The following is a 23,193-nucleotide window of genomic DNA, read 5'->3' on the forward strand; positions in this document are numbered from 1 at the left end:
CGATATAAAAAGGGACGCCGGACTATGGGTCCCTGCGTCCCTTCGTTTGCTGCCAGACGCCTGTTGACGGCGCTATTCAGTTCAGCCCAGCTCGCTCACCAGCTCCGGCACCACTGTGAACAGATCGCCCACCAGACCGTAATCGGCGACGCTGAAAATCGGCGCTTCGGGGTCCTTGTTGATTGCCACGATGACCTTCGAGTCCTTCATGCCGGCCAGATGCTGGATCGCACCCGAAATGCCGACCGCCACGTAAAGTTGCGGCGCGACGATCTTGCCCGTCTGGCCCACCTGATAATCGTTCGGGACAAAGCCGGCGTCCACTGCTGCACGCGAGGCGCCGAGTGCCGCATTCAGCTTGTCAGCCAGCGGCTCGAGAACCTTCGTATAGTTCTCACCGCTGCCCAGACCACGACCGCCCGAGACGATGATCGACGCCGAGGTCAGCTCCGGACGGTCCAGCTTCGTCACTTCACGGCTGACGAACTGCGACAGCCCGCTATCGGCTGCGGCTTCGATCTTCTCGACCGCTGCGCTGCCGCCTTCGGCTGCCACCGGATCGAAGCCGGTCGAGCGCACGGTGATGACCTTGATCGGATCAGCCGATTGCACCGTGGCGATCGCGTTGCCCGCGTAGATCGGACGCTCGAACGTATCGGCGCTGTCCACTGCAGTGATGTCGCTGATCTGCGCGACATCCAGCTTCGCGGCGATACGCGGGGCGATGTTCTTGCCGTATGCCGTAGCCGGAGCCAGGATATGCGAGTAGTCCTTCGCGATGTTCAGTACGGTGGCTTCGACGTTTTCCGCGAGGCCCGCTTCGAGTTGCGGCGCGTCGGCCAGCAGTACCTTGGCGACGCCCGCCACCTTCGCTGCCGCATCAGCCGCAGCTTGCGCGTTATGGCCCGCGATCAGCACGTGCACGTCACCGCCGATCTTCGAGGCCGCCGCAACCGTATTCAGCGTCGCCGCTTTCAGCGACGCATTGTCGTGTTCCGCAATTACCAGAATCGTCATTTCGTCCGTCTCCTCACAGCACCTTGGCTTCGGTCTTGAGCTTCTCGACCAGCGTCTTCACGTCCGCGACCTTCACGCCCGCGCTGCGCCTGGCAGGCTCGACGACTTTCAGCGTCTTCAGGCGCGGCGTCACGTCCACGCCGAGATCGGCAGGCTTGAGCGTTTCCAGCGGCTTTTTCTTCGCCTTCATGATGTTCGGCAGCGTCACGTAACGCGGCTCGTTCAGGCGCAGATCGGTGGTGATGACAGCCGGCAGCGTCAGCGACAGCGTTTCCGCGCCGCCATCCACTTCGCGCGACACCGTAGCCTTGCCATCCGCCACCACGACCTTCGAGGCGAACGTCGCTTGCGGCAGGTTAGCCAGCGCGGCCAGCATCTGACCGGTCTGGTTCGAATCGTCGTCGATGGCCTGCTTGCCGAGAATGACCAGCGAAGGCTGTTCCTTGTCGACCAGCGCCTTCAGCAGCTTCGCCACCGCCAAGGGCTGCAATTCTTCGCCCGACTCGATCAGGATTGCGCGATCCGCGCCGATCGCCAGCGCCGTGCGCAGCGTTTCCTGCGCCTGCGTCACGCCCGCCGACACGGCGATCACTTCCGTCGCCACACCCGCTTCGCGCAGACGCACCGCTTCTTCCATGGCGATCTCATCGAACGGGTTCATCGACATCTTCACATTCGCGATGTCGACGCCCGTGCCGTCCGATTTCACCCGGACCTTCACGTTGTAATCGACCACTCTCTTGACTGGCACCAGGATTTTCATGCACACGCTCCTAAGTTACGAATACGTCAACCCAACGCACATTATAGCGACTGCCCCTTTGCGGCAGCCGTGTCGCAGGCTGGTTTTACATCGAGGATAGCGCTCCTCAGCGGCGTGACGGCAATAACGAACGATCGTTCTATTTTAATCCCGAAAAAACCCGGGCGGCAACCCCGGGTTAAGACTAACGACTCTAATTCATCATTTGCCATCGAAGACGGCTGCGATGTCGAGATGATCGCCTGATGCCGCGGCCGCTTGCATCACCCGTTTGGGTGATCCGCCACGCTACCATGCAGCAATCACCGCACCGCCATATTTCGTGTCGATGTACTGCTTCACTTCCGGCGAGTGATACGCCGCGACCAGCTTCGCCACCCACGGCTTGTTACGATCCGCTTCGCGAATCGCGAGGATGTTCACATACGGGCCTTTGGGATCCTCGATCGCAATCGCGTCCTGTTTCGGCTTGAGGCCCGCCTGCATCGCATAGTTGGTGTTGATCGCGACGGCATCCACGTCGTCGAGCGAGCGCGGAATCTGCGCGGCGTCGAGTTCGACGATTTTCAGCTTCTTCGGATTGTCGACGATGTCGAGCGGCGTCGCCTTCAAACCGGCGTCGGCGCGCAGCTTCACCAAACCCAGCTTCTGCAGCAGCAACAAGGCCCGGCCGCCGTTGGTCGGATCGTTCGGCACGGCGATCTTCGCGCCAGGCTGCAACTGCGCGAGCGACCTGATCTTCTTCGAGTAGATGCCCATCGGGAACGTCACCGTGTCCGCCACCCGGATCAGCTTGTAGCCGCGATCCTTCACCTGCGCCTCGAGGTAAGGGTCGTGCTGATAGCTGTTGGCGTCCAGATCGCCACTGGCGAGCGCCGCATTCGGCTGCACGTAGTCCGCAAATTCGACGATCGTAATGTTCAAACCGTTTTTCGCAGCGACACCCTTCACGACTTCCATCAACTCCGCATGCGGACCGCCGGTGACACCCACCTTGATCGTCTCGTCCGCGTAAGCGGCCGTATTCGCGGCGAACCACGCTGCGGCGCCAAAAACGGCGGCCAATTTCAGAATGAAACGACGTTGCATGACTGACCTTCTCCCATTCTCATCTGACGGGTTCCGATAACCCTTGTTTTTGTCGCGGCGCCCGATTCGCCGCCTGTTTGCGCCTTACCCTACTTATGGCTCAGGCGGCGCACCAGCCAATCGCCGAACGACTGCACCAGTTGCACGAACACGATCAGGATCGCCACGACCGTCCACATCACGTCCGGTTCATAGCGCTGATACCCGTAACGGATGCCCAGATCGCCAAGGCCGCCACCGCCGATCGCGCCGGCCATCGCCGAATAGCCGACCAGCGAAACGAACGTGATGGTCAGACCCGCCACCACGCCCGGCCACGATTCGGGCAACAGTACCTTGAAGACGATCTGGCTGGTGGTGGCGCCCATGGCCTGAGCGGCTTCGATCAGGCCGCGGTCCACTTCACGCAGCGCCGTTTCCACCAGACGCGCGATGAACGGCGCAGCGGCAATCGTCAACGGCACCACGGCCGCAGCAGTGCCAATGGAGGAACCGACCACCAGCCGCGTGAACGGAATCACCGCGACCAGCAGGATGATGAACGGTGTCGAACGCACCGCGTTGATGACGACGCCCATCGTGCGATTGAACCCCACGCTCTGCAAGACGCCCTGGCGATCCGTCAGATACATCAGCACACCGAGCGGCAAACCGACCAGCGCGCCCACGAGGCCCGAGATGCCCACCATGACGAGCGTCTCCCAGAACGACTGGACGAACATATCGAACATTTCATTCAACATAGGACATCTCCTCTACCACCACACCTTGCTCGCGCAGATACGTCAGCGCCTGCGCCACCTTCAGCGGTTCGCCGCCCGCGAGCACCGCGAGCGAGCCGAACGCCTGCCCCTGAATCTCGTCGATCTGGCCGTGCAGGATATTGAAGTCGAGTTCGTAACGGCGAATCGTTTCCGAGAGGATAGGCTGATCCACACCCGTGCCGGTGAACGCCAGACGCAGCAGATGGCCATGGCCGGTCTTCAGGCGCTCGGCGACGCGCGCCTTCAGCGCCGGCGGCAACTCCTGGGCGATCACGTCGCCGATCAGCGCGCGCGTCACTTCATGATGCGGCTGCAGGAACACGTCGATGACCCTGCCGTGTTCGACGACCCGGCCCGCATCCAGCACCGCGACGCGGTCGCACACCTGCTTGATGACGTCCATCTGGTGCGTGATCAGCACGATGGTCAGGCCGAGCTCGCGATTGATGCGCTTGAGCAGTTCGAGAATCGAACGCGTGGTTTCCGGGTCGAGCGCGGAAGTGGCTTCGTCGGACAGCAATACCTTCGGCTTGCTCGCCAGCGCCCGGGCAATCCCCACACGCTGCTTCTGGCCGCCGCTGATCTGCGCCGGATAGCGGTCTTTCTGCGCGGTGAGCCCGACCAGGTCGAGCAGCGGCAGCACGTTCGCTTCGATTTCGGCGCGCTTCAAGCCCGCCAGTTCGAGCGGCAGCGCGACGTTCTCGTACACCGTGCGCGAAGACAGCAGGTTGAAATGCTGGAAGATCATACCGATCTCCCGCCGCGCCTCGCGCAGCTGCGCGGCGGACAGCGTGGTGAGATCGCGGCCGTTGACGACGATATTGCCTTCGGTCGGGCGCGTGAGCAGGTTGATGGTGCGCACGAGCGTGCTCTTGCCCGCGCCGCTGCGGCCGATGATGCCGAACACCTCACCCGCCGGAATCGACAGGTTGACGTTGTGCAGTGCCTCGACCCAGCCCCGCGGTCCGGCAAATCGCTGGGAGATATTGCGTATTTCGATCATGAAAAAACGAAACGGCGGGACTGCCAGCGAGCGTGAACACGCTCCCGACATGCGGCCGCCGTTACTTTTATTGGGATTTGATGCGGGATTCTACCCCGTCGTCGACATTCCCTTTAATAATCAATTCCGATTTTTTCATAACCTAGAGGAATTAGAGGCGAATGCCGCGCATCGCGCTCACGCGCGCTGCATGGGTACGACTATGATCGGGCCAATCAAAACCACAACGGCGGCGGACATGGAGACCACCCAAACCAACGACGCGCGCCCTGATCCGACGCCTGCGGCAAACGCCTCGCAGCGGGACGGCGGCGCGGCACGCTCGCTCGTCATGACCCGCGACGGCATCGAACTGCCGCTGCACCGATGGCGGGCTACAGGCACGCGACGGGCGACCGTCGCACTGCTGCACGGTCTCGCGGAACATGCCGGCCGCTATGCGGCGCTCGCCGGTCGGCTGAACGCGGCGGGCATCGAACTGCTCGCCATCGATCTGCGCGGTCACGGACGAGCGCCCGGCAAACGCGCCCGGATCGATCGCTTCGACGACTATCTGCTCGACGCCGAGGCCTTGATCAGCGTCGCGGCGCAGGACAGCGCGCCGCTGTTCCTGATGGGACACAGCATGGGCGGTGCGATCGCCGCGCTGTATGCGATCGAGCGTCTGCCCGCCAGTGGCCATCGGCTTGCGGGACTGATCCTGTCGAGTCCCGCGCTCGCACCGGGCCGTGACGTGCCACGCTGGATGCTGACGATGAGCCAGTTCATCAGCCGTGTCTGGCCTGGCTTTCCGGCCATGAAGATCGACGCGGCGCTGCTGTCGCGCAACCCCGCGATCGTCGAGGCAAACCGCAACGATCCGCTGGTGCATCACGGCGCGATTCCGGCGCGCACCGGCGCGGAGATTTTGCTGGCCATGATGCGCATCGAGCGCGGCCGCGCCGATTTGCGCGTGCCCTTGCTGGTGTATCACGGCACCGCCGACAAACTCACGGAACCCGACGGCAGCCGCGCGTTCGGCCAGCATGCCGGCTCGCCGGACAAGACACTGACGCTTCACGAAGCGAGCTATCACGAAACGATGAACGACCTCGATCGCGATCGGGTGATCGGCGATCTGGTGGCGTGGATCGAAGCACGGGCAGGTTGAACGGCCGACGCGCAGCACAAGTGCTGCGCAATCGCCGGCGCTCAGATTCCGGCCAGCGCCCGCACGTGAGCGACTACGCTGCGTCCAAGCGCCGACAGGTTGTAGCCGCCCTCGAGACAGCTCACGATCCGCCCACGCGCATAGCGGTCGGCGATATCGCGCACCTGATCGGTCAGCCACGCGTAGTCGTCTTCGACGAGCCCGAGGTTGCCAAGGTCGTCCTCGCGATGCGCGTCGAAGCCCGCCGAGACGAACAGCATCTCCGGCTTGAATGCGTGCAGACGCGGCAACCACATCATGTCCACCGCCTCGCGCACATCCATGCCCTTCGAGCGCGCCGGCATCGGTACGTTGACCATATTGGCCGCCTGGTTGTCCGCACCGCTGAACGGATAGAACGGGTGCTGGAAGATGCTGCACATCAGCACCCGCGCGTCGCCCGCAAAGGCGGCTTCGGTGCCGTTGCCGTGATGAACGTCGAAATCGACAATCGCGACCCGTTGCAAGCCATGCACTTCCAGCGCGTGGCGCGCGGCAATCGCGACGTTGTTGAAAAAGCAGAAGCCCATGGCGCGGGCCGGTTCCGCATGGTGACCAGGCGGGCGCACGCTGCAAAAGGCGTTGTCGTAGCGGCCTTCGATCACCGCGTCGGTGGCGGCCACCGCAGCGCCGGCGGCGCGCAACGCGGCTTCCCAGGTGTGCGGATTCATCGACGTGTCCGGGTCGATCTCCGCATAGCCTTCATCTGGCGAGCGGCTGCGGATGTAATCGACATGCGCCTGGGTATGCACGCGCAGCAGCGCGGACTCATCGGCAAGCGGTGGCGACTCGCGCTCGATCAGAGCGTCGATGCGGCTAGCGATCAGTTGATCTTCGATTGCCTGCAGACGCGCGGGACATTCAGGATGCCATTGGCCCATCTCGTGAAGCAGACAATCTGCGTGGGAATAAAAGGCTGTAGCCATGACTCTCTTCTGCGGCGCGTGGCGCAAGCACGCGGCGTGTCTCCGATCCAGGGCGTGCCCGCCCGGCGCACCCAACACCATCAAGTTACCACACCCTTTGTCGGCACCGCGCCGCTGCAACGGTTCTGCACGGTTCTGCAATGGCCCTCGGGTATACTGCCCCGTATTCTTCTGCCACCGTCTGTTTCCTTCGCACTGCGCTCCCAGTTCACTATGACCGTCAAGCTTGCCCTGTCCGTACGAAACCGGCTTCGCACCCAGAAAGTGGCCACCGCGCTCTCCGTCGCATGGTGCGTGTTCGCGGCAGGCAGCCCGGCCGAGGCACAGACCAGCGCGCCCAAACGGCCCCTGCAGGTCGCGCAGGCGCAACCGCAACAGGCGGTGCCGCAAGGCCAGACTTTCGAAGAAGAAATCATTCCGCAGCGCTACGCAAACAATCCGGATGTCGACGGTTTCATCAATGACATGGCGGCGCGCTACGACTTCGATCCGGCCGCTCTGCATACGCTATTCGCCGGTGTGAGCTATTCGACCACGGCCGTCAAACTCGTCACGCCGTCGCCCACGCCGTCTGTGAAGAACTGGCGCGTGTATCAGTCGCGCTTTCTCGATCCCGTCCGCATCAATGCGGGTGTGCGCTTCTGGCGTAACAACCAGGCTACGCTGCAGCGCGCCTATGACGAATTCGGCGTGCCGCCCGAGGTGATCGTCGGCATTCTCGGCGTCGAAACGATCTACGGGCGCTTCATGGGCAACTTCCGTGTGCTCGATGCACTGACCACGCTCGCCTTCGATTATCCGAACACGCCGAACCGTGCCGATCGCGAGCAAACCTTCCGCAAGAATCTCGAAGACTATCTGGTGTGGACCCGCGACTCGCAAATCGATCCCACCACGGTCCTCGGCTCGTACACCGGTGCAATCGGCATTCCGCAGTTTCTGCCGAGCAGTATCGTGCAGTACGCCATCTCGTACGACGGCAACAAGCGGATCGACTTGCGCACGAGCCAGGCGGACGCGATCGGCAGCGTGGCGAATTATCTGAAGCAGAATGGCTGGGAGAATGGCCGCCCGGTGATTTGGAACATAGCCCCGGATGCCGGCAGCCAGGGCATCGCTCAGGCCGGCGCCGACGGACAGCCCGAGCCGCATTGGCCGCTTCAACAACTGCTGCGTGCGGGGCTACTGCTGAATCAACCGGGTGTCGATACGGCAGCGGAGGCCGGCACGCCTGTCACGATCGTCGATTTGCCGTCGCCCGGACTGCCCACCGAATACAAACTGGGGCTAAAGAATTTTTACGTATTGACGCGCTATAACCGCAGCTTCTTCTATGCGCTCGCGGTGTATCAGCTCGGCCAGAAGATCAAGGAGCAACTGGAGGCGTCCGGCGATCTGGACAGCAACGGTGCGCCGACTTCTACACGACCACCTGCGTTACCGCAAGGTACGGCGCCTGCGCCGATGGCTGCCCCGGCGCCAGACGCACAATGAGCGTCCAACAAATGGATCGAGTAGTTTGGCGAGTCAGATCCGTTAGAACTGCATGAAAAATAAAGCGCCGGTCGAGACCGGCGCTTTTTGTTTGAACCTCGCATCAGGCGCTTAAGGCCGGTTCCGCATCACGCGGGAAATACGCCCGTGGACAAATAGCGGTCGCCGCGATCACACACCACGAACACGATGGTCGCGTTCTCGACTTGCCGCGCGATCCGCAAGGCCACTTCACACGCGCCCGCAGCCGAAATGCCGCAGAAGATCCCTTCGATCGCCGCCATCTTGCGCGCCATCGCTTCGGCGGCCGCCTGGCTCACGTTCTCCACGCGATCGATCCTGCTGCGATCGAAGATCTTCGGCAGATACGCTTCGGGCCACTTGCGGATGCCAGGAATACGCGAGCCCTCTTCCGGCTGCGCACCAATAATTTCCACCGCCTGATTCTGTTCCTTCAGATACTGCGACACGCCCATGATGGTGCCCGTCGTCCCCATGGCGGAAACGAAGTGCGTGATACGGCCTTCGGTGTCCTGCCAGATTTCGGGGCCGGTGGTTTCGTAGTGGGCCAGCGGGTTATCCGGGTTACCAAACTGGTCGAGGATGATGCCCTTGCCTTCGCGCTGCATCTGCTCGGCGAGATCGCGCGCGTATTCCATACCACCCGTGACCGGCGTCAGCACGATCTGCGCGCCATAAGCCGCCATGCTCTGACGGCGCTCCATGGAAAGGTCTTCGGGCATGACCAGCACCATCTTGTAGCCGCGGACCGCGGCCGCCATGGCGAGCGCGATGCCGGTGTTGCCGCTGGTGGATTCGATCAGCGTATCGCCCGGTTTGATGCGGCCGCGCAGTTCGGCCTTCTTGATCATCGACAACGCCGGGCGGTCTTTCACCGAGCCCGCCGGATTGTTGCCTTCGAGCTTGCCGAGGATGACGTTATTGCGGCTGCGAATCTCGTCGTCGGGGAGGCGCACGAGTTGTACGAGCGGCGTATTGCCGATCGTGTCTTCAATCGTTTTGTAAGCCATATTGGGGGTGCGGTGCAGTCGCTGCGCGGAGTCTTCAACCCAACGATTCTAAACTACCGTGCGCCGGCCTGCCGTGCGGCCCTCCTTGCGACATGGATGCACGCTCAAACCAGCATGCCCATATAACGTCAAGATATAAGCCCGCACGCAACGCAAAAAGCCCGCGGCTGAGAACCGCGGGAGCCAGTCACCCAAATGACGGCTGAAGGAGTGTGCTGTACCGACTCCAACCAGAATGGACGTCACCATACGGCGACGCGGGCCGGGCACGCGCCGCCGCAAAAGTCTATTTCTTCACCACCACCGCCGCGCCGTTCTTCTGCGTGCCGGCCGCGGTAGCGGCAGCAGTCGCAGAAGTGGCCGCCTTGCCTTGCGCCGGCACCGCAGCCTGTGCGCCAGCAGCAGCGCCAGCCGGACCGACAGCGAGACCTTCCGCCTGCAGGCGCTCGACGGTATGCCCGCCCATGCCCTTGACGCGTTTGCTGAGATCCGTGGGATCCTTGAACGGACCGTGGGCGTCGCGCTCTTCGAGGATTGCTTTCGCTTTAGCCGGACCAATGCCCTTGATGCCACGCAGTCCCGCTTCGTTGGCGGTGTTGATGTCGACCGCCGCATAGGCGTGACCGAACGCGGCGAGCATCGCCGCAGTAACCATGATTTTTCGCAACATATGGAATCTCCCTCGTACAACCTGGCCGGTGACGACCACCGGCCAGGAGATTCCAGTTTAGAGAGGTCTGCGAACGATTTATAGCTGGCCGAATAGCCAACGTACGTAGCGGTCGACACCTTCCTGAACGCTCAGAAATGGCGCGTCATAACCGGCGGCACGCAGCTTCGTGAGGTCGGCTTGCGTGAAGCACTGATACTTGCCGCGCAGTGCGTCCGGGAACGGAATGTACTCAATCAGGCCGCGCTGCACCTGTTCCGCGAGCGACAATGGAGCTTCGTTGTCCAACGCGCGCAGTGTATTCACGACGGTGCTCGCAATATCATTGAACGGCTGTGCACGACCGCTGCCGAGGTTGAAGATGCCCGACTGTTCCGGGTGATCGAAGAAGTGCAGATTGACCTTCGTCACGTCTTCAACGGAAACGAAATCGCGGGTCTGTTCGCCCGCGGCGTAACCGTTGTATTCGCCGAACAGCTTGACCTTGCCCTCGGCGCGGAACTGGTTGAAGTTGTGGAACGCGACCGAGGCCATGCGGCCCTTGTGCGTTTCGCGCTGACCGTACACGTTGAAATAGCGAAAGCCCGCAATCTGGCTCTTTGCCGTGGGCAGCACGCGGCGGATCACCTGATCGAACAGGAACTTCGAATAGCCGTAGACGTTGAGCGGCTGCTCCACTTCGCGCTCTTCGACAAAGCGGCTCGAACCGCCGTACGTCGCCGCCGAGGACGCATACAGAAACTGCGTGCCCTGGGCGAGACACGCGTCGAGCACCGCACGGCTATAGCGGAAGTTGTTATCCATCATGTAGCGGCCGTCGGTTTCCATCGTGTCCGAACAGGCGCCTTCGTGGAACACTGCGCGCACCTTGCCGAAATCGCCGCGCGTAAAGCGGTCGACGAACTCGGTCTTGTCGAGATAGTCGTCGATCTCGCAATCGACGAGGTTCTTGAATTTGTCGGCACGCGTGAGGTTGTCGACGGCGATGATACGTTGTTCACCGCGCTCGTTGAGCGCCTTCACGAGATTGCTGCCAATAAAGCCGGCCGCGCCGGTGACGATGAGTGTCATGATCGTCCTGCGGAAATGAGCTTGGTATGGGATTGAAGTCAGGCCTCTAGCCCAGACTCCAATCGACAGTTTTCAGCCGGCACCAGGCGCGCTGCTTTGAGCAGGCACGACTGGCACGCAGCATTAAAGGAAGAGTTCGTCGTAGTCGACAGTAGCCGTGCCGAGTTTGCCGACCACGATGCCGGCCGCGCGATTCGCCAGCGCCACGGCATCCACGAGCGACAGACCCGCGCCGAGCATGACGGCCAGCGTGGCGATCACGGTGTCGCCCGCACCCGAGACATCATACACTTCGCGTGCCACGGCCGAAGCGTGCAGGATGCCCTCATCCGAGAAGAGCGTCATGCCCTCTTCCGAGCGCGTCAACAGCAGCGCCTTGAATTCGAGTTCGGTGCGCAACTTCGTCACGCGCGCAAGCAGGTCGTCTTCCGACTTCCATTGCCCGATCACCTCGCGCAACTCCGCGCGATTGGGCGTAATCAGGGTTGCGCCACGGTAACGTTCCCAATCGTCGCCCTTCGGATCCACCAGCACCGGCTTACCCGCCGCGTGCGCTTTCGCGATCATTTTCGTGACGTGCGTCAGGCCACCTTTGGCGTAATCGGACATCAGGATCACGTCGTGCGCGGGCAGCAGTTCGTCAAAGCGCGCGAGACTGGCGAGCAGCACTTCGTGCGCCGGCGAGTTCTCGAAATCGACCCGCAGCAACTGTTGCTGGCGCGACAGCACGCGCAGCTTGATCGTGGTCAGCAAGGCCGGATCACGCTCCAGATGCGGTACCACGCCGCTATCGCCCAGCAACTGGATGATGCGTTCACCCGGCTCGTCATGTCCGACCACGCACAGCAGCCCAGCCTGCGCACCGAGAGCGACCGCGTTACGCGCCACGTTCGCGGCGCCGCCAAGGCGGTCTTCCTGCTTCTGCACGTGCACCACCGGCACCGGCGCTTCCGGCGAAATGCGATTGACGTCGCCGAACCAGTAACGGTCGAGCATCACGTCGCCGACCACCAGCACCCGAGCCCCGGCGAGCCGCTCGCGCGGCACCGCGCCGGCCGTGGGAGCGGACACAGCGGTTTCGTTGATAGTTTCAGGCATCGGCTGGGAGTTCGAGGGGTTGGGCATAGGGACGTCCAATCGAGTGGTAATCGATGCCCAGTTCGGTCATCGTTTCCGGTTCGTAGAGGTTGCGGCCGTCGAAGATCAGAGGCGTCTTCAGCACCGATTTCAGATGCATGAAGTCCGGACTCTTGAACTCTTTCCATTCGGTGACGACCACCAGCGCGTCGGCGCCGGTGAGGGTGTCGTTCTGGGTGCGGGTGAACTGCAGACGCGACATGTGTTCGGGCACATCGTGCAGATCGATCGCGAAAACGCGGCGCGCTTCGGTGATGGCGACCGGGTCGTAGGCACGCACATTGGCGCCCCGCGCCAGCAGCTCGGCGATGATGCGCCGACTCGGCGCTTCGCGCATATCGTCGGTATTCGGCTTGAACGCGAGGCCCCACACGGCAAAAGTGCGACCGCTCAAATCCTCGCCTAGCGTGCCGGTGATTTTGCGCACGAGGACATCCTTCTGCTCGTGGTTCACCGCTTCGACCGCTTCGAGGATACGCAGATTGTGACCGCTCTCGGCAGCGGTACGCACCAGCGCCTGCACGTCCTTCGGGAAACACGAGCCGCCGTAGCCACAGCCGGCATACAGGAAGTGATAACCGATGCGCGGGTCCGAACCGATGCCGCGGCGCACCGCTTCGATATCCGCGCCGACGCGATCCGCCAGATTCGCCATCTCATTCATGAACGAGATGCGCGTGGCGAGCATCGCGTTCGCCGCGTACTTGGTGAATTCCGCCGAGCGCACGTCCATGTAGAGCGTGCGTTCGTGATTGCGGTTGAACGGCGCGTACAGGCGTTTCATCAGCTCGCGCGCGCGCAGGCCGGCATCGTCCTCGTCATGGCCGAGCACGATGCGATCGGGGCGCATGAAGTCGTCGACCGCCGCGCCTTCTTTCAGGAACTCAGGATTCGAGACGACCGAGAAACGATGCGATTCGCTCGCGGCAAGCCCGCGCTTCGCGAGTTCCTCTTCGACGACCGCACGCACACGCTGCGCGGTGCCGACCGGAACCGTGGACTTGTCGACGATGACCTTGAAGCTGTTCATCGTGCGGCCGATGTTGCGGGCCGCTTCGAGAACGTACTGGAGGTCTGCCGAGCCGTCTTCATCGGGCGGCGTGCCGACGGCAATGAACTGCACTTCGCCGTGCGCTACGCCGGCCTCGACGTCGGTCGAAAACGTGATGCGCCGCGCCGCCCGGGTGCGCGCGATGATTTCCTGCAAACCCGGCTCGTGAATCGGCACACCGCCATTGTTGAGGATCTCGATCTTGCGCGGATCGACATCCAGACAGAAAACGTCGTGGCCGATTTCGGCAAGACACGCGCCAGTGACAAGGCCAACGTAGCCCGTGCCGATGATGGTGATTTTCATACGCGTTCCGCTTATGGGTTCCGGTGATGGTTTCCGGTATTGATTCCGGCGCTGACTGTCGTACACGTTCGGCCCATGCCGGGTCCGCCTGCGCGCATCAGCAGGCCGGCGTGCCGGGCCACGGCGTGAGCCACGGCCGCCCGCTCAGCTCGACGCCGTGATCGGCTCGACGCGGCGCGGTGCATAGGTTTCCCACCCACTGCAACCCGGACACTGCCAGTAGAAAAGACGTGCCCGGAAACCGCAATTCTGGCACGTATACCGTGGCAGATTTTTGGTGCGCTGCTTGATTAGCGTGCGCATCAGTTCGAGTTCGCTGCGTCGCGGCTCTTCCGCGCTGGCCTGCTGCGCTTCGAGCAAGCGCGTCATGCCGGCCAGGTTGGGCGACTTCTGCATCTGCGAGCGCGCGAGGGCGTGCGCAGCGTCCAGCCCACGCAATGCCGCGACGTGCTGGTAAGCCACGTCCAGCAAGTCGTTCGAAGGATAGCGGTCGACCCAGCTGGTCAGCAGGTTCGCACCTTCCTCGGGACGCCCGAGCGCTTCGTAGGCCTTCATCAGCTTCTCGGCCACGAGCGGTAAATACGAGGAATTCTGCTCTTCGACTTTCAGCCAATGCGCGACCGCCGCCTCCGGCGCACCGCCCACCATATCGACATCGCCGAACAGGATGGTCGCGCGCACGCTTTGCGAATTGGCCTTCAACGCCAGATGTAACTGGTGGCGCGCCTCATCGGGCTTCTTTTGTTGCAGCGCTTCCTGCGCCAGTTCGCAGTGGAACTGGGCAATTTCCTTATCGAGCGATTCGGCGCCCATCGTTTCGAGATGACGCGCGGTGTCGATCGACTTGTGCCAGTCCTTTTCAATTTCGTAAATGGTGAGAAGCGCGCGCTGGGCACCCAACGCGTGCTCGCCCGCCTCGAGCGAGCGGAAGGTTTCTTCGGCGCGGTCGAGCAGACCCGCCTTCAGGAAGTCCTGGCCCAACTCGTAGGCCGCATGGTCGCGTTCCTTGACCGGCAGGTCGGCGCGGCTCAGCAGGTTCTGATGCACCCGAATTGCACGATCCGTCTCACCGCGGCGACGGAACAGATTGCCGAGGGCAAAGTGCAATTCGATGGTTTCCGGGTCCAGCTTGGCCACCTCGATAAACGCGTCGATAGCCTGATCCGGCTGCTCGTTGAGCAGGAAATTGAGGCCGCGAAAATACGAACGCGGCAGATTGGCGCTCTCGGACAGCAGCGTCTTGAGGTCGTAACGCGCGGCCATCCAGCCGAACGCGAAAGCGACGGGTATGACAAGCAGCCACCAGAAGTCTAGATCCATGCGAATGATCGGGAGTGCAGAAACGAAAGCCGCGCGCACGAGGCACACGGCATGGGAAAACCTAGATTAACGGCGGCAACGGCGGTTGCTCGACCACCACCGGAGTTTCACGCGCCACCCGCAACTCACGCTTCAGGCGACCGTTTTCGAGCCGCAACCGGAACACGGCCGGCACCGCCGACACCAGCCCCGCCAGCAGCCCGACCACAAAAAACGCCAGACCGATGAGGATCAGCGGGGCGGACCACGCGTAGCCAGCGAGGAAATTCAACGTAGCGGTTTGCGTGTTGGAGAGTGCGAGCACGAGCAGCAGCACGAACACCAGAACCCGGATCAACCAGACGATAAATTTCATGAATAAGGTCTCTTGACGGCAGTTGCGGGTATGACGCCGGCTTGATGACGCGCGTCACGCCACCGTGTCGCCCGCGCCGAAGTGACCCGTATTGTAATGGAAGGCCCCGCACGTGGGCAGTAACAAGCCGTTTGCATGCACTTACATGGGGTTTACCGCCCGGTTTGCGTGGCATCACCCGTGACACACCGACCGCCCAGCGCCTGGATGGCGAACGCGGAGCCACTTCAGACAGCATGCCGCGCGCGGCGAGCGGAGGACACCCGCAAGCACAGGCGAAAAAAAAGCGCCCTAAGGCGCTTTTCTGATCTTTTGCCGTCTGGCTTTGGCCGCTGACGCTACCAATGCCACGCTGCCAACCCGCACAGCGGAGCATTTACAGGTCGTCGTCATCCGGCTCTTCGGCCTTCAGCGGTTCTCCCGAACGTCGATCTACCCGTTCGCGCAATTCCTTGCCAGGCTTGAAGTGCGGTACGTACTTCTCAGGTACCAGCACCTTTTCGCCCGATTTCGGATTACGTCCGACGCGGGAGGGGCGACGATTGAGGCCGAAGCTGCCGAAGCCGCGAATTTCGATGCGATGACCGTTGGCAAGCGCCTCCGACATCGCATCAAGCATCGTCTTCACCGCAAAATCCGCATCTTTAAGTACAAGTTGCGGAAATCGCGTGGCCAGCTGGGCGACCAATTCCGATTTGGTCATACTGCAGCAGACCTCTCAGGCGTTACTGGTTCTGGCCGTCAAGCTTGGCCTTCAGCAGCGCGCCAAGGTTCGTCGTGCCGGTGGCAGCCGAGTTGGAGTCCGACGAAGCCAAGCCGCGAATCGCTTCCTGTTGCTCAGCCGAGTCCTTGGCCTTGACCGACAGGTTGATGCCACGCGACTTGCGATCGATGTTGATGATCATCGCGTTGACCTTGTCGCCTTCCTTCAGCACGTTGCGAGCATCTTCCACGCGGTCCTGGGCGATCTCCGAAGCGCGCAGGTAGCCTTCGACTTCCGCCGACAGCTGAACCACTGCACCCTTCGCGTCCACCGTCTTGACCACGCCGTCGACGATCGAACCCTTGTCGTTCATTGCAACGAAGTTGCTGAACGGGTCGCCTTCGAGCTGCTTGATACCCAGCGAAATACGTTCCTTCTCGACGTCGATGCCGAGAACGATCGCTTCCACTTCGTCGCCCTTCTTGTACTTGCGAACCGCTTCTTCGCCCGTTTCCGACCACGACAGGTCCGACAGGTGAACCAGACCGTCGATGCCGCCCGGCAGACCGATGAAGACGCCGAAGTCGGTGATCGACTTGATTGCGCCTTGCAGCTTGTCGCCCTTCTTGAAGTTGCGGCTGAAGTCGTCCCATGGGTTCGGCTTGCATTGCTTCATGCCGAGGCTGATACGGCGGCGGTCTTCGTCGATTTCGAGAACCATGACTTCGACTTCGTCGCCCAGCTGAACAACCTTCGACGGTGCAACGTTCTTGTTCGTCCAGTCCATTTCCGACACGTGAACCAGGCCTTCGATGCCCGATTCGACTTCGACGAATGCGCCGTAGTCGGTGATGTTGGTGACCTTACCGAACAGGCGCGTGCCCGACGGGTAACGGCGGGAAATGCCCTCCCACGGATCGTCGCCCAGTTGCTTGATACCCAGCGAAACGCGGTTCTTTTCTTGGTCGAACTTGAGGATCTTCGCGGTGACTTCCTGGCCGACCGACAGCACTTCGCTCGGATGACGCACACGACGCCATGCGATGTCGGTGATGTGCAGCAGGCCGTCGATACCGCCGAGGTCCACGAATGCGCCGTAATCCGTGATGTTCTTCACCACGCCTTCCACGATCGCGCCTTCCTTCAGCGTTTCGAGCAGCTTTGCGCGCTCTTCGCCTTGGGTCGCTTCGATCACAGCACGGCGCGACAGCACGACGTTGTTACGCTTGCGGTCGAGCTTGATGACGCGGAATTCCAGCGTCTTGCCTTCGTACGGGGTCGTGTCCTTGACCGGACGCGTATCAACCAGCGAACCCGGCAGGAATGCGCGGATGCCGTTGACCATGACGGTCATGCCGCCCTTGACCTTGCCCGTGATCGTGCCGGTCACGAGTTCGTTGTTGTCGAGGGCCTTTTCCAGCGACAGCCACGAAGCGAGGCGCTTCGCCTTGTCGCGCGACAGGATGGTGTCGCCATAGCCGTTTTCCAGCGCGTCGATCGCGACGGAAACGAAGTCGCCCGCCTGCACTTCTACCTCGCCCGCGTCGTTCAGGAACTCTTCGAGCGGGATGTAGGCTTCGGACTTGAGACCAGCGTTGACAACCACAAAATTGTGGTCAACACGCACGACTTCGGCGGAGATCACTTCGCCAGCGCGCATGTCTTGCTTGGTCAGCGACTCTTCGAACAGAGCCGCAAAAGATTCGGTATTCGGGGTAGAGGTTTGCAGGTCGGACATAAAAATCAAAAGTTGCATGGTTCTCGCGGTGCCCGGCTGACCGGATGGTCAGCAATGACGGCTAGAGTGCGAATGCCAAGCGGGGTTAAGGGGTTGAAACACGCTCCTCGATATCGCGGAGCACCTACACGACAACAGACTGCTCTTTACTGCTTGCTACTCATCCGGTTGATGCCCGAACGCACATTCATGCGGCTTTTTCACACGTTCGGAAGAAGCGCCTGATACCACTGCACCACCTGATCGACCGCCTGGTCGACCGACAACGTGGAGGTGTCGAGCAGCTTCGCATCCGCTGCAGGCTTGAGTGGCGCGGCCGCGCGCTGACTGTCGCGCTCGTCACGTTCACGCAAATCCCGGAGCAAGTCATCTATATTAGCAGAAAATCCTTTTTGGATCAATTGCTTATGTCGCCGGGCGGCGCGAGCCTCGGCACTGGCCGTCAGAAACACCTTCAGCGCCGCGTCCTGGAAGATCACGGTGCCCATGTCGCGGCCGTCCGCGACCAGCCCCGGCTCCTTGCGAAAAGCCCGCTGACGGGCCACCAGAGCGGCTCGCACAGGACCGTGAACGGCGATCGCCGAGGCCCGTTTGCCGATTTCCTCGGCGCGAATGTCACTTGACACATCCACGCCGTCGAGCTGCGCGAGCCCCTCGCGGAAGGTGATATGCAGATCGTCGATCAGCTTTGCAAGCGCGCCGGAATCGTCCGCGGCGATGTCATAGCGCAAGCTCGCCAGCGCCGCGAGCCGGTACAACGCGCCACTATCCAGCAGATGGAAGCCGAGGTTGGCAGCAACCAGTGCCGCCACGGTGCCTTTGCCGGAGGCAGTCGGGCCGTCGATCGTAATGACGGGCGTCTGGTGAAAGGGACGGGTCGGTTTCATCTAAAAAGTCGCACGTCAGGTCGGTTCAGATCGAATCAGGGTTGAGCCAGCGCCGTAAAGCGCTCGAAATAATCAGGGAAAGTCTTGCCGACGCACTTCGGATCGTTGATCCGCACGGGCACGCCGCCGAGACTCACCAACGAAAAACACATCGCCATCCGGTGGTCATCATAGGTGTCGATTGCCGCGTTCGGCGTCAGTTTCTCCGGCGGCGTCACGGCAAGGTAGTCCTCGCCTTCCACCACCTTGGCGCCGACCTTGCGCAGTTCCGTGGCCATGGCCGCCAGCCGGTCGGTTTCCTTGACCCGCCAGCTGGCGATATTGCGCAACGTGGTCGTGCCGTCGGCGAACAGCGCGGCCACGGCAATCGTCATCGCCGCGTCCGGAATCAGGTTGCAGTCCATGTCGACCGGTTCCAGCTTGCCGTGATCGTGGCCCACCCCGCGCACTTCGATCCAGTCTTCGCCCATCGACACATTCGCGCCCATCCGGATCAGCGCGTCGGCAAAGCCGACATCGCCCTGGATACTGGCGCGCCCGACCCCTTCCACACGCAACGGACCGCCGCCCAGCGCGCCCGCAGCCAGGAAATACGAGGCCGACGACGCATCGCCTTCCACCATGATCTTGCCCGGCGACTGGTAACGCTGGCCGGACGGCACGGTGAACTGGTGCCAGCCGTGGCGCTCGACCTGGATGCCGAAACGCTCCATCAGCTTGATCGTGATCTCGATGTAGGGCTTCGAGATCAGCTCGCCGTCCACCTGAACGACCGTCACGCCGCTGTCCGTGCGCAACAGCGGCAGCGTCATCAGCAACGCGGTCAAAAACTGGCTCGACACGTCGCCACGCACCCGGATAGGCGCCTCGACGGCGATCTTTGCCGGACGAATCCGCAGCGGCGGAAAGCCTTCGTTTTCCTCGTAATCGATGCGCGCACCGATTTGCCGCAGGCCGTCGACCAGATCCCCGATCGGCCGCTCATGCATGCGCGGCACGCCGTGAACGCGGTAATCCCCGCCGTTGACCGCGAGCGCCGCCGTCAGCGGCCGCACGGCCGTGCCGGCGTTGCCGAGAAACAGATCCGCGGTTCTCGCAGTAAACGCGCCGCGCGTACCGGAGACGACACACTCGTCGCCCTCGCGCCTGAGCTTCACGCCGAGCTTTTCGAGCGCTTCGAGCATCACGCGCGTGTCGTCGGAGTCGAGCAGATTGGTGATCGTGGTTTCGCCCTCGGCCAGCGCCGCGAGCAGCAACACGCGGTTCGAAATGCTCTTCGAGCCAGGCAGGCGAACCGTGCCGGATGCACGGGAAAACGGTCCGAGATCGAGGTGTTCCATGATTGAGTCCAGTTTCCGGTTATTTCGCGGGGTCAGCGCCCGCGACGATCGTCGCGCGCTGCTCCTGCCATTCGGTGCGTGCCACGCGCGAGCGGGCAAACACAGCTTCGAGCGCCGCGCCGTCTCCTGCCTCGACGGCGGCGCGCAAGCGCGCAAGCACCGCCGTATAGGCATCCAGTTCATCCAGCAGCGCGGTGCGATTGGCGACGCAGATGTCACGCCACATTTCCGGACTCGACGCGGCGATCCGCGTGAAATCGCGGAAACCGCCGGCGGCAAAGGAAAATTTCAGCGCTGCGTCCGGCGAGTTGAGAATCTGCTCGACCAGCGCAAACGACAGCAAATGCGGCAAATGACTCACCGACGCCAGCACGCGGTCGTGTTGCTCCGCTGTCATCTCGTGCACCATCGCGCCGGTCGCGCGCCACATCGCCGCGACGCGCTCCACCGCTGCGGGTGGATTTTCGGGCAACGCACACAGCACGACGTTGCGCCCTTCGTAGAGATCGGGCAACGCGGCATCCGCGCCGCTCGATTCGCGCCCGGCAATCGGATGCCCCGGCACGAATTGACCGACCCGCCCACCCAACGCGGCACGCGCCGCGGCGACGACGTCGGACTTGGTGCTACCCGCGTCGGTCACGATGGTGGCGGCTTCGAGGAACGGTGCAAGGCGCTCGAGCAGCGGCTGCGTTTGCGCAACCGGCGCGGCCAGCAGGACATAGTCCGCGCCGGAGAGCGCTGCGCGCAGCGCGTCGTCGTCGCTCAATGTCACCGCAGCGTCGATCACGCCCAGTTCGAGCGCCCGCGCGATCGACGCGGGCGTGCGCCCCACTCCGATCACGCCACGTGCGCCTGCCACGTCGCCACGCTCGCGCAGCGCGCGCGCCAGCGAGCCGCCGATCAGGCCGACACCGAAAATCACCAGCTTGTTAAAAGAAAACCCGGCCACGTCAGTCACAGAAAGAAGCGCGCCATAAAAAGAAACGCTGGCGCGCGGGTGAAAATCTCACGCTCGCTTCAAGCGCTCGCCTGACGCCGTTCAGGCGGGCGCGAGCGTCTTTTCGAGCGCGGCGATAAAGGTTTCGTTTTCCTGCGGCAGACCGATCGTCACGCGCAACCACTGCGGCAAACCGTAGTTACCCACCGGACGCACGATCACGCCCTGCTTGAGCAACGCGAGATTGACGCGGTTGCCGGCGCCGTCGTCCCGCCCGACTCGCACCAGAACGAAGTTGCCGTACGACGGCACATACTCAAGGCCCAGCCGCTCGAACGCTTCGGTCAACAGACGATAGCCCTGCGAATTGAGCGCAGCAGTCTCCTCGAGGAAGGCCTTGTCGTGCAGCGCTGCGATCGCCGCGGCCTGAGCCAGCGTATTCACGTTGAACGGCTGGCGCAGACGGTTCAGCAGATCGGTCAACTCCGGTTGTGCAATCGCGAAACCGACGCGCAGGCCGGCGAGGCCGAACGCCTTCGAGAACGTGCGCGACACGAGCAGATTCGGATAGCGGCGCACCCAGGCAATCGAGTCGTAGCGCTTTTCCGGCGCCAGATATTCCGTATAGGCCTCGTCCAGCACCACTACGACGTTGCGCGGCACCTTGTCGAGAAACGCCTCGAGTGTTGGGCCTTCGATGAAGGTGCCGGTCGGATTGTTCGGGTTGGCCACGAACACGAGACGGGTGTCGTCGGTGATAGCCGCGAGCATCGCGTCGAGGTCGTGGCCATGCTTCACCGCCGGCACGACGATCGCGCGCGCGCCCAGACCTTGGGTTGCCAGCGCATACACCGCAAACGAATATTCGGAGTAGACGATCGACTGCCCCTTTTCGACCAACGCGTGCGCCGCGATTTCGAGGATGTCGTTGCTGCCGTTGCCGAGCGTGACCCAGTCAGCCGGGACGTCATAGCGTGCGCTCAACGCGGCCTTCAGCGCAAATGCGTTGGCGTCCGGATAGCGGCCCAGGTCGCTCGCGGCCTGCGCCAATGCGCGCTGTGCCGACTCCGGCATGCCCAGCGGATTTTCGTTCGAGGCGAGCTTGACGATGCTAGCCTCGTCGAGGCCAAATTCGCGGGCCACTTCGGCAATCGGCTTACCGGCGATGTAAGGCGCAATCGCACGCACGTAGGAAGGGCCGAATGGCGTTGTCATGAATCTCTCCGGATCGACTACTAATTGAATAGGGGTTGAGGTTCGGGGTTGGACGACACGGAACCAGGCGGGCGGATCAGCGCGCCCGCGGGTACGAGCCCAGAATCTTCAGGAATTCGGCCCGCTCGCCGAGTTCGGCCAACGCGGCCGCGACCGGCGCGTCGTCCCGGTGTCCTTCGACGTCGATATAAAAGTAGTACTCCCAAGTCCCGACACGGGCCGGACGCGACTCGAAACGCGTCATCGACACTCCATGGCGAGCCAGCGGCTCCAGCAGCTTGACCATCGCGCCCGGCTCATTCGCGACCGAGACGATCAGCGAGGTCAGATCGCTGCCGCTTGCACCCGTGGGCTCCTTGCCGATCATCACGAACCGCGTGCGGTTATGCGGGTCGTCCTGGATCAGCGCCTGCGCGACCTGCAGGCCGTAGTGAGTGGCCGCGCGATCACCGGCGATTGCCGCCACGCCCGGATCAGCGGCAGCAAGCCGCGCGCCTTCGGCATTGCTCGCCACCGCCTGCCGTTCGAGATGCGGCGCATTCGACGCGAGCCATCCCTGACATTGCGCGAGCGCCTGCGGATGCGCGCACACGCGTGTCACGCCGGTCAGGTCGCCATTGAGTGTCAGCAGGTTATGGTGGATCGGCAAAGCGAGTTCGCCGCCGATCAGCAACTGGGTTTGCAGCAGCAGGTCCAGCGTACGCGACACCGCGCCTTCGTTCGAATTCTCGACCGGCACGACGCCGAACTCGGCAGCGCCGGCTTCGACCGAGCGGAAAACCTCATCGATCGACGGACACGGCAGGCCTTCGATCGACTGACCGAAGTACTCGTGCATCGCCTGTTCGCTATAGGTGCCCACCGGGCCGAGATAAGCGGCCTTGATGGTCTTCTCGAGCGCGCGGCTCGCCGCCATGATTTCGCGCCAGATCGCGCTGATGTGCTCGCTGGCGAGCGGCCCGTCGCTCATATCCTGCAGACGGGCGATCACCTGCTGCTCACGTTCCGGGCGAAACACTGGCGCGTTGAAATGCTTCTTGACTTCGCCGACCTCGAGCGCAATCGCGGCGCGCTGGTTCAGCAGCGCGATCAGTTGCGCATCGAGCGCGTCAATGCGCTCGCGCAGTGGTTTCAGTCGTGTATTAAGTTCGTCGTCCATGCGTGAAACGGCTCTGCCGGGAAAC

General features: G+C 62.6%; 22 protein-coding genes. 2 read left to right on the forward strand and 20 right to left on the reverse strand.

The features are described 5' to 3' along the window. Positions 1-81: 81 nt before the first annotated feature. The 5 genes from P3T43_RS15260 to P3T43_RS15280 form a co-directional block, all read right to left on the reverse strand. Positions 82-1,017 (reverse strand): electron transfer flavoprotein subunit alpha/FixB family protein, encoded by a 936-nt coding sequence (locus P3T43_RS15260; RefSeq protein WP_429281861.1) that lies wholly within the window; start codon positions 1,015-1,017, stop codon positions 82-84. Between the two features lie 13 nt (positions 1,018-1,030). After that, on the reverse strand, positions 1,031-1,780 hold the full coding sequence (locus tag P3T43_RS15265) for an electron transfer flavoprotein subunit beta/FixA family protein (RefSeq protein WP_429281862.1): 750 nt from the start codon (positions 1,778-1,780) through the stop codon (positions 1,031-1,033). Between the two features lie 288 nt (positions 1,781-2,068). Then, positions 2,069-2,869: a MetQ/NlpA family ABC transporter substrate-binding protein gene (locus P3T43_RS15270; RefSeq protein ID WP_429281863.1), complete on the reverse strand. Its 801-nt coding sequence runs from the start codon at positions 2,867-2,869 to the stop codon at positions 2,069-2,071. Positions 2,870-2,958: 89 nt separating this feature from the next. Beyond that, complete coding sequence (locus P3T43_RS15275) at positions 2,959-3,612, reverse strand: methionine ABC transporter permease (RefSeq protein ID WP_429281864.1); 654 nt, start codon at positions 3,610-3,612, stop codon at positions 2,959-2,961. Continuing rightward, positions 3,602-4,636: a methionine ABC transporter ATP-binding protein gene (locus tag P3T43_RS15280; RefSeq protein ID WP_429281865.1), complete on the reverse strand. Its 1,035-nt coding sequence runs from the start codon at positions 4,634-4,636 to the stop codon at positions 3,602-3,604. The genes P3T43_RS15275 and P3T43_RS15280 overlap by 11 nt, the downstream gene beginning before the upstream one ends. 238 nt (positions 4,637-4,874) lie before the next feature. On the opposite strand from P3T43_RS15280, the gene P3T43_RS15285 reads away from it, so the two are divergent. Continuing rightward, on the forward strand, positions 4,875-5,786 hold the full coding sequence (locus P3T43_RS15285) for a lysophospholipase (RefSeq protein WP_429281866.1): 912 nt from the start codon (positions 4,875-4,877) through the stop codon (positions 5,784-5,786). A gap of 41 nt (positions 5,787-5,827) precedes the next feature. Here P3T43_RS15285 and P3T43_RS15290 read toward each other — a convergent pair whose 3' ends face one another. Beyond that, positions 5,828-6,751 (reverse strand): histone deacetylase family protein, encoded by a 924-nt coding sequence (locus P3T43_RS15290; RefSeq protein WP_429281867.1) that lies wholly within the window; start codon positions 6,749-6,751, stop codon positions 5,828-5,830. A 213-nt stretch (positions 6,752-6,964) separates the two neighbouring features. On the opposite strand from P3T43_RS15290, the gene mltB reads away from it, so the two are divergent. Further along, a complete protein-coding gene (mltB, locus tag P3T43_RS15295) occupies positions 6,965-8,245 on the forward strand; it encodes a lytic murein transglycosylase B (RefSeq protein WP_429281868.1) in 1,281 nt (426 codons plus the stop codon). Between the two features lie 128 nt (positions 8,246-8,373). Here the strand turns inward: mltB and cysM are convergent, their stop codons facing one another. From cysM to pheA, 14 genes are all read right to left on the reverse strand, one after another. After that, on the reverse strand, positions 8,374-9,276 hold the full coding sequence (gene cysM, locus P3T43_RS15300; RefSeq protein ID WP_429281869.1) for a cysteine synthase CysM: 903 nt from the start codon (positions 9,274-9,276) through the stop codon (positions 8,374-8,376). Between the two features lie 286 nt (positions 9,277-9,562). Further along, the gene (locus P3T43_RS15305; protein WP_429281870.1) at positions 9,563-9,946 is read right to left on the reverse strand and encodes a ComEA family DNA-binding protein; all 384 of its coding nucleotides are present in this window, start codon (positions 9,944-9,946) and stop codon (positions 9,563-9,565) included. A gap of 78 nt (positions 9,947-10,024) precedes the next feature. Continuing rightward, positions 10,025-11,017 (reverse strand): ADP-glyceromanno-heptose 6-epimerase, encoded by a 993-nt coding sequence (gene rfaD, locus P3T43_RS15310; protein WP_429281871.1) that lies wholly within the window; start codon positions 11,015-11,017, stop codon positions 10,025-10,027. A gap of 123 nt (positions 11,018-11,140) precedes the next feature. Next, positions 11,141-12,142 (reverse strand): D-glycero-beta-D-manno-heptose-7-phosphate kinase, encoded by a 1,002-nt coding sequence (gene rfaE1 / locus P3T43_RS15315; protein ID WP_429281872.1) that lies wholly within the window; start codon positions 12,140-12,142, stop codon positions 11,141-11,143. Continuing rightward, positions 12,108-13,511 (reverse strand): UDP-glucose dehydrogenase family protein, encoded by a 1,404-nt coding sequence (locus tag P3T43_RS15320; RefSeq protein ID WP_429281873.1) that lies wholly within the window; start codon positions 13,509-13,511, stop codon positions 12,108-12,110. The genes rfaE1 and P3T43_RS15320 overlap by 35 nt, the downstream gene beginning before the upstream one ends. Positions 13,512-13,655: 144 nt before the next feature. Next, positions 13,656-14,831, reverse strand: a complete 1,176-nt coding sequence (gene lapB / locus P3T43_RS15325) for a lipopolysaccharide assembly protein LapB (RefSeq protein WP_429281874.1) — start codon at positions 14,829-14,831, stop codon at positions 13,656-13,658. Positions 14,832-14,892: 61 nt separating this feature from the next. Continuing rightward, positions 14,893-15,186 carry a LapA family protein gene (locus tag P3T43_RS15330; protein WP_429270310.1) on the reverse strand — a complete coding sequence of 98 codons (294 nt, stop codon included), beginning with the start codon at positions 15,184-15,186 and terminating at the stop codon, positions 14,893-14,895. Between the two features lie 376 nt (positions 15,187-15,562). Beyond that, positions 15,563-15,889: an integration host factor subunit beta gene (locus P3T43_RS15335; RefSeq protein WP_074300394.1), complete on the reverse strand. Its 327-nt coding sequence runs from the start codon at positions 15,887-15,889 to the stop codon at positions 15,563-15,565. A gap of 22 nt (positions 15,890-15,911) precedes the next feature. Next, positions 15,912-17,645 carry a 30S ribosomal protein S1 gene (gene rpsA, locus P3T43_RS15340; RefSeq protein ID WP_429281875.1) on the reverse strand — a complete coding sequence of 578 codons (1,734 nt, stop codon included), beginning with the start codon at positions 17,643-17,645 and terminating at the stop codon, positions 15,912-15,914. A 182-nt stretch (positions 17,646-17,827) separates the two neighbouring features. Then, on the reverse strand, positions 17,828-18,514 hold the full coding sequence (gene cmk / locus P3T43_RS15345; RefSeq protein WP_429281876.1) for a (d)CMP kinase: 687 nt from the start codon (positions 18,512-18,514) through the stop codon (positions 17,828-17,830). Positions 18,515-18,549: 35 nt separating this feature from the next. After that, positions 18,550-19,854, reverse strand: coding sequence for a 3-phosphoshikimate 1-carboxyvinyltransferase (aroA, locus tag P3T43_RS15350; RefSeq protein ID WP_429281877.1), 1,305 nt, complete (start codon positions 19,852-19,854; stop codon positions 18,550-18,552). Between the two features lie 19 nt (positions 19,855-19,873). Then, a complete protein-coding gene (locus P3T43_RS15355; protein WP_429281878.1) occupies positions 19,874-20,815 on the reverse strand; it encodes a prephenate dehydrogenase in 942 nt (313 codons plus the stop codon). A gap of 81 nt (positions 20,816-20,896) precedes the next feature. Next, on the reverse strand, positions 20,897-22,009 hold the full coding sequence (gene hisC, locus P3T43_RS15360) for a histidinol-phosphate transaminase (protein ID WP_429281879.1): 1,113 nt from the start codon (positions 22,007-22,009) through the stop codon (positions 20,897-20,899). Between the two features lie 76 nt (positions 22,010-22,085). Next, positions 22,086-23,168, reverse strand: a complete 1,083-nt coding sequence (pheA, locus tag P3T43_RS15365) for a prephenate dehydratase (protein ID WP_429281880.1) — start codon at positions 23,166-23,168, stop codon at positions 22,086-22,088. Positions 23,169-23,193: the final 25 nt, after the last annotated feature.

Origin of the sequence: Paraburkholderia sp. GAS41, assembly GCF_050436545.1 — a bacterium.
Taxonomy (GTDB): domain Bacteria; phylum Pseudomonadota; class Gammaproteobacteria; order Burkholderiales; family Burkholderiaceae; genus Paraburkholderia.

Bases quoted from the DNA above. Each gene is read 5' to 3' on its own strand.
- P3T43_RS15290 (WP_429281867.1), bottom strand. From the start codon at position 6,751: ATGGCTACAGCCTTTTATTCCCACGCAGATTGTCTGCTTCACGAGATG.
- P3T43_RS15320 (WP_429281873.1), bottom strand. From the start codon at position 13,511: ATGAAAATCACCATCATCGGCACGGGCTACGTTGGCCTTGTCACTGGC.
- P3T43_RS15335 (WP_074300394.1), bottom strand. From the start codon at position 15,889: ATGACCAAATCGGAATTGGTCGCCCAGCTGGCCACGCGATTTCCGCAA.
- aroA (WP_429281877.1), bottom strand. From the start codon at position 19,854: ATGGAACACCTCGATCTCGGACCGTTTTCCCGTGCATCCGGCACGGTT.
- P3T43_RS15270 (WP_429281863.1), bottom strand. From the start codon at position 2,869: ATGCAACGTCGTTTCATTCTGAAATTGGCCGCCGTTTTTGGCGCCGCA.
- P3T43_RS15260 (WP_429281861.1), bottom strand. From the start codon at position 1,017: ATGACGATTCTGGTAATTGCGGAACACGACAATGCGTCGCTGAAAGCG.
- cmk (WP_429281876.1), bottom strand. From the start codon at position 18,514: ATGAAACCGACCCGTCCCTTTCACCAGACGCCCGTCATTACGATCGAC.
- P3T43_RS15275 (WP_429281864.1), bottom strand. From the start codon at position 3,612: ATGTTGAATGAAATGTTCGATATGTTCGTCCAGTCGTTCTGGGAGACG.
- P3T43_RS15280 (WP_429281865.1), bottom strand. From the start codon at position 4,636: ATGATCGAAATACGCAATATCTCCCAGCGATTTGCCGGACCGCGGGGC.
- P3T43_RS15265 (WP_429281862.1), bottom strand. From the start codon at position 1,780: ATGAAAATCCTGGTGCCAGTCAAGAGAGTGGTCGATTACAACGTGAAG.
- P3T43_RS15285 (WP_429281866.1), top strand. From the start codon at position 4,875: ATGGAGACCACCCAAACCAACGACGCGCGCCCTGATCCGACGCCTGCG.
- lapB (WP_429281874.1), bottom strand. From the start codon at position 14,831: ATGGATCTAGACTTCTGGTGGCTGCTTGTCATACCCGTCGCTTTCGCG.
- rfaE1 (WP_429281872.1), bottom strand. From the start codon at position 12,142: ATGCCCAACCCCTCGAACTCCCAGCCGATGCCTGAAACTATCAACGAA.
- P3T43_RS15305 (WP_429281870.1), bottom strand. From the start codon at position 9,946: ATGTTGCGAAAAATCATGGTTACTGCGGCGATGCTCGCCGCGTTCGGT.
- mltB (WP_429281868.1), top strand. From the start codon at position 6,965: ATGACCGTCAAGCTTGCCCTGTCCGTACGAAACCGGCTTCGCACCCAG.
- rfaD (WP_429281871.1), bottom strand. From the start codon at position 11,017: ATGACACTCATCGTCACCGGCGCGGCCGGCTTTATTGGCAGCAATCTC.
- pheA (WP_429281880.1), bottom strand. From the start codon at position 23,168: ATGGACGACGAACTTAATACACGACTGAAACCACTGCGCGAGCGCATT.
- cysM (WP_429281869.1), bottom strand. From the start codon at position 9,276: ATGGCTTACAAAACGATTGAAGACACGATCGGCAATACGCCGCTCGTA.
- rpsA (WP_429281875.1), bottom strand. From the start codon at position 17,645: ATGCAACTTTTGATTTTTATGTCCGACCTGCAAACCTCTACCCCGAAT.
- hisC (WP_429281879.1), bottom strand. From the start codon at position 22,009: ATGACAACGCCATTCGGCCCTTCCTACGTGCGTGCGATTGCGCCTTAC.
- P3T43_RS15330 (WP_429270310.1), bottom strand. From the start codon at position 15,186: ATGAAATTTATCGTCTGGTTGATCCGGGTTCTGGTGTTCGTGCTGCTG.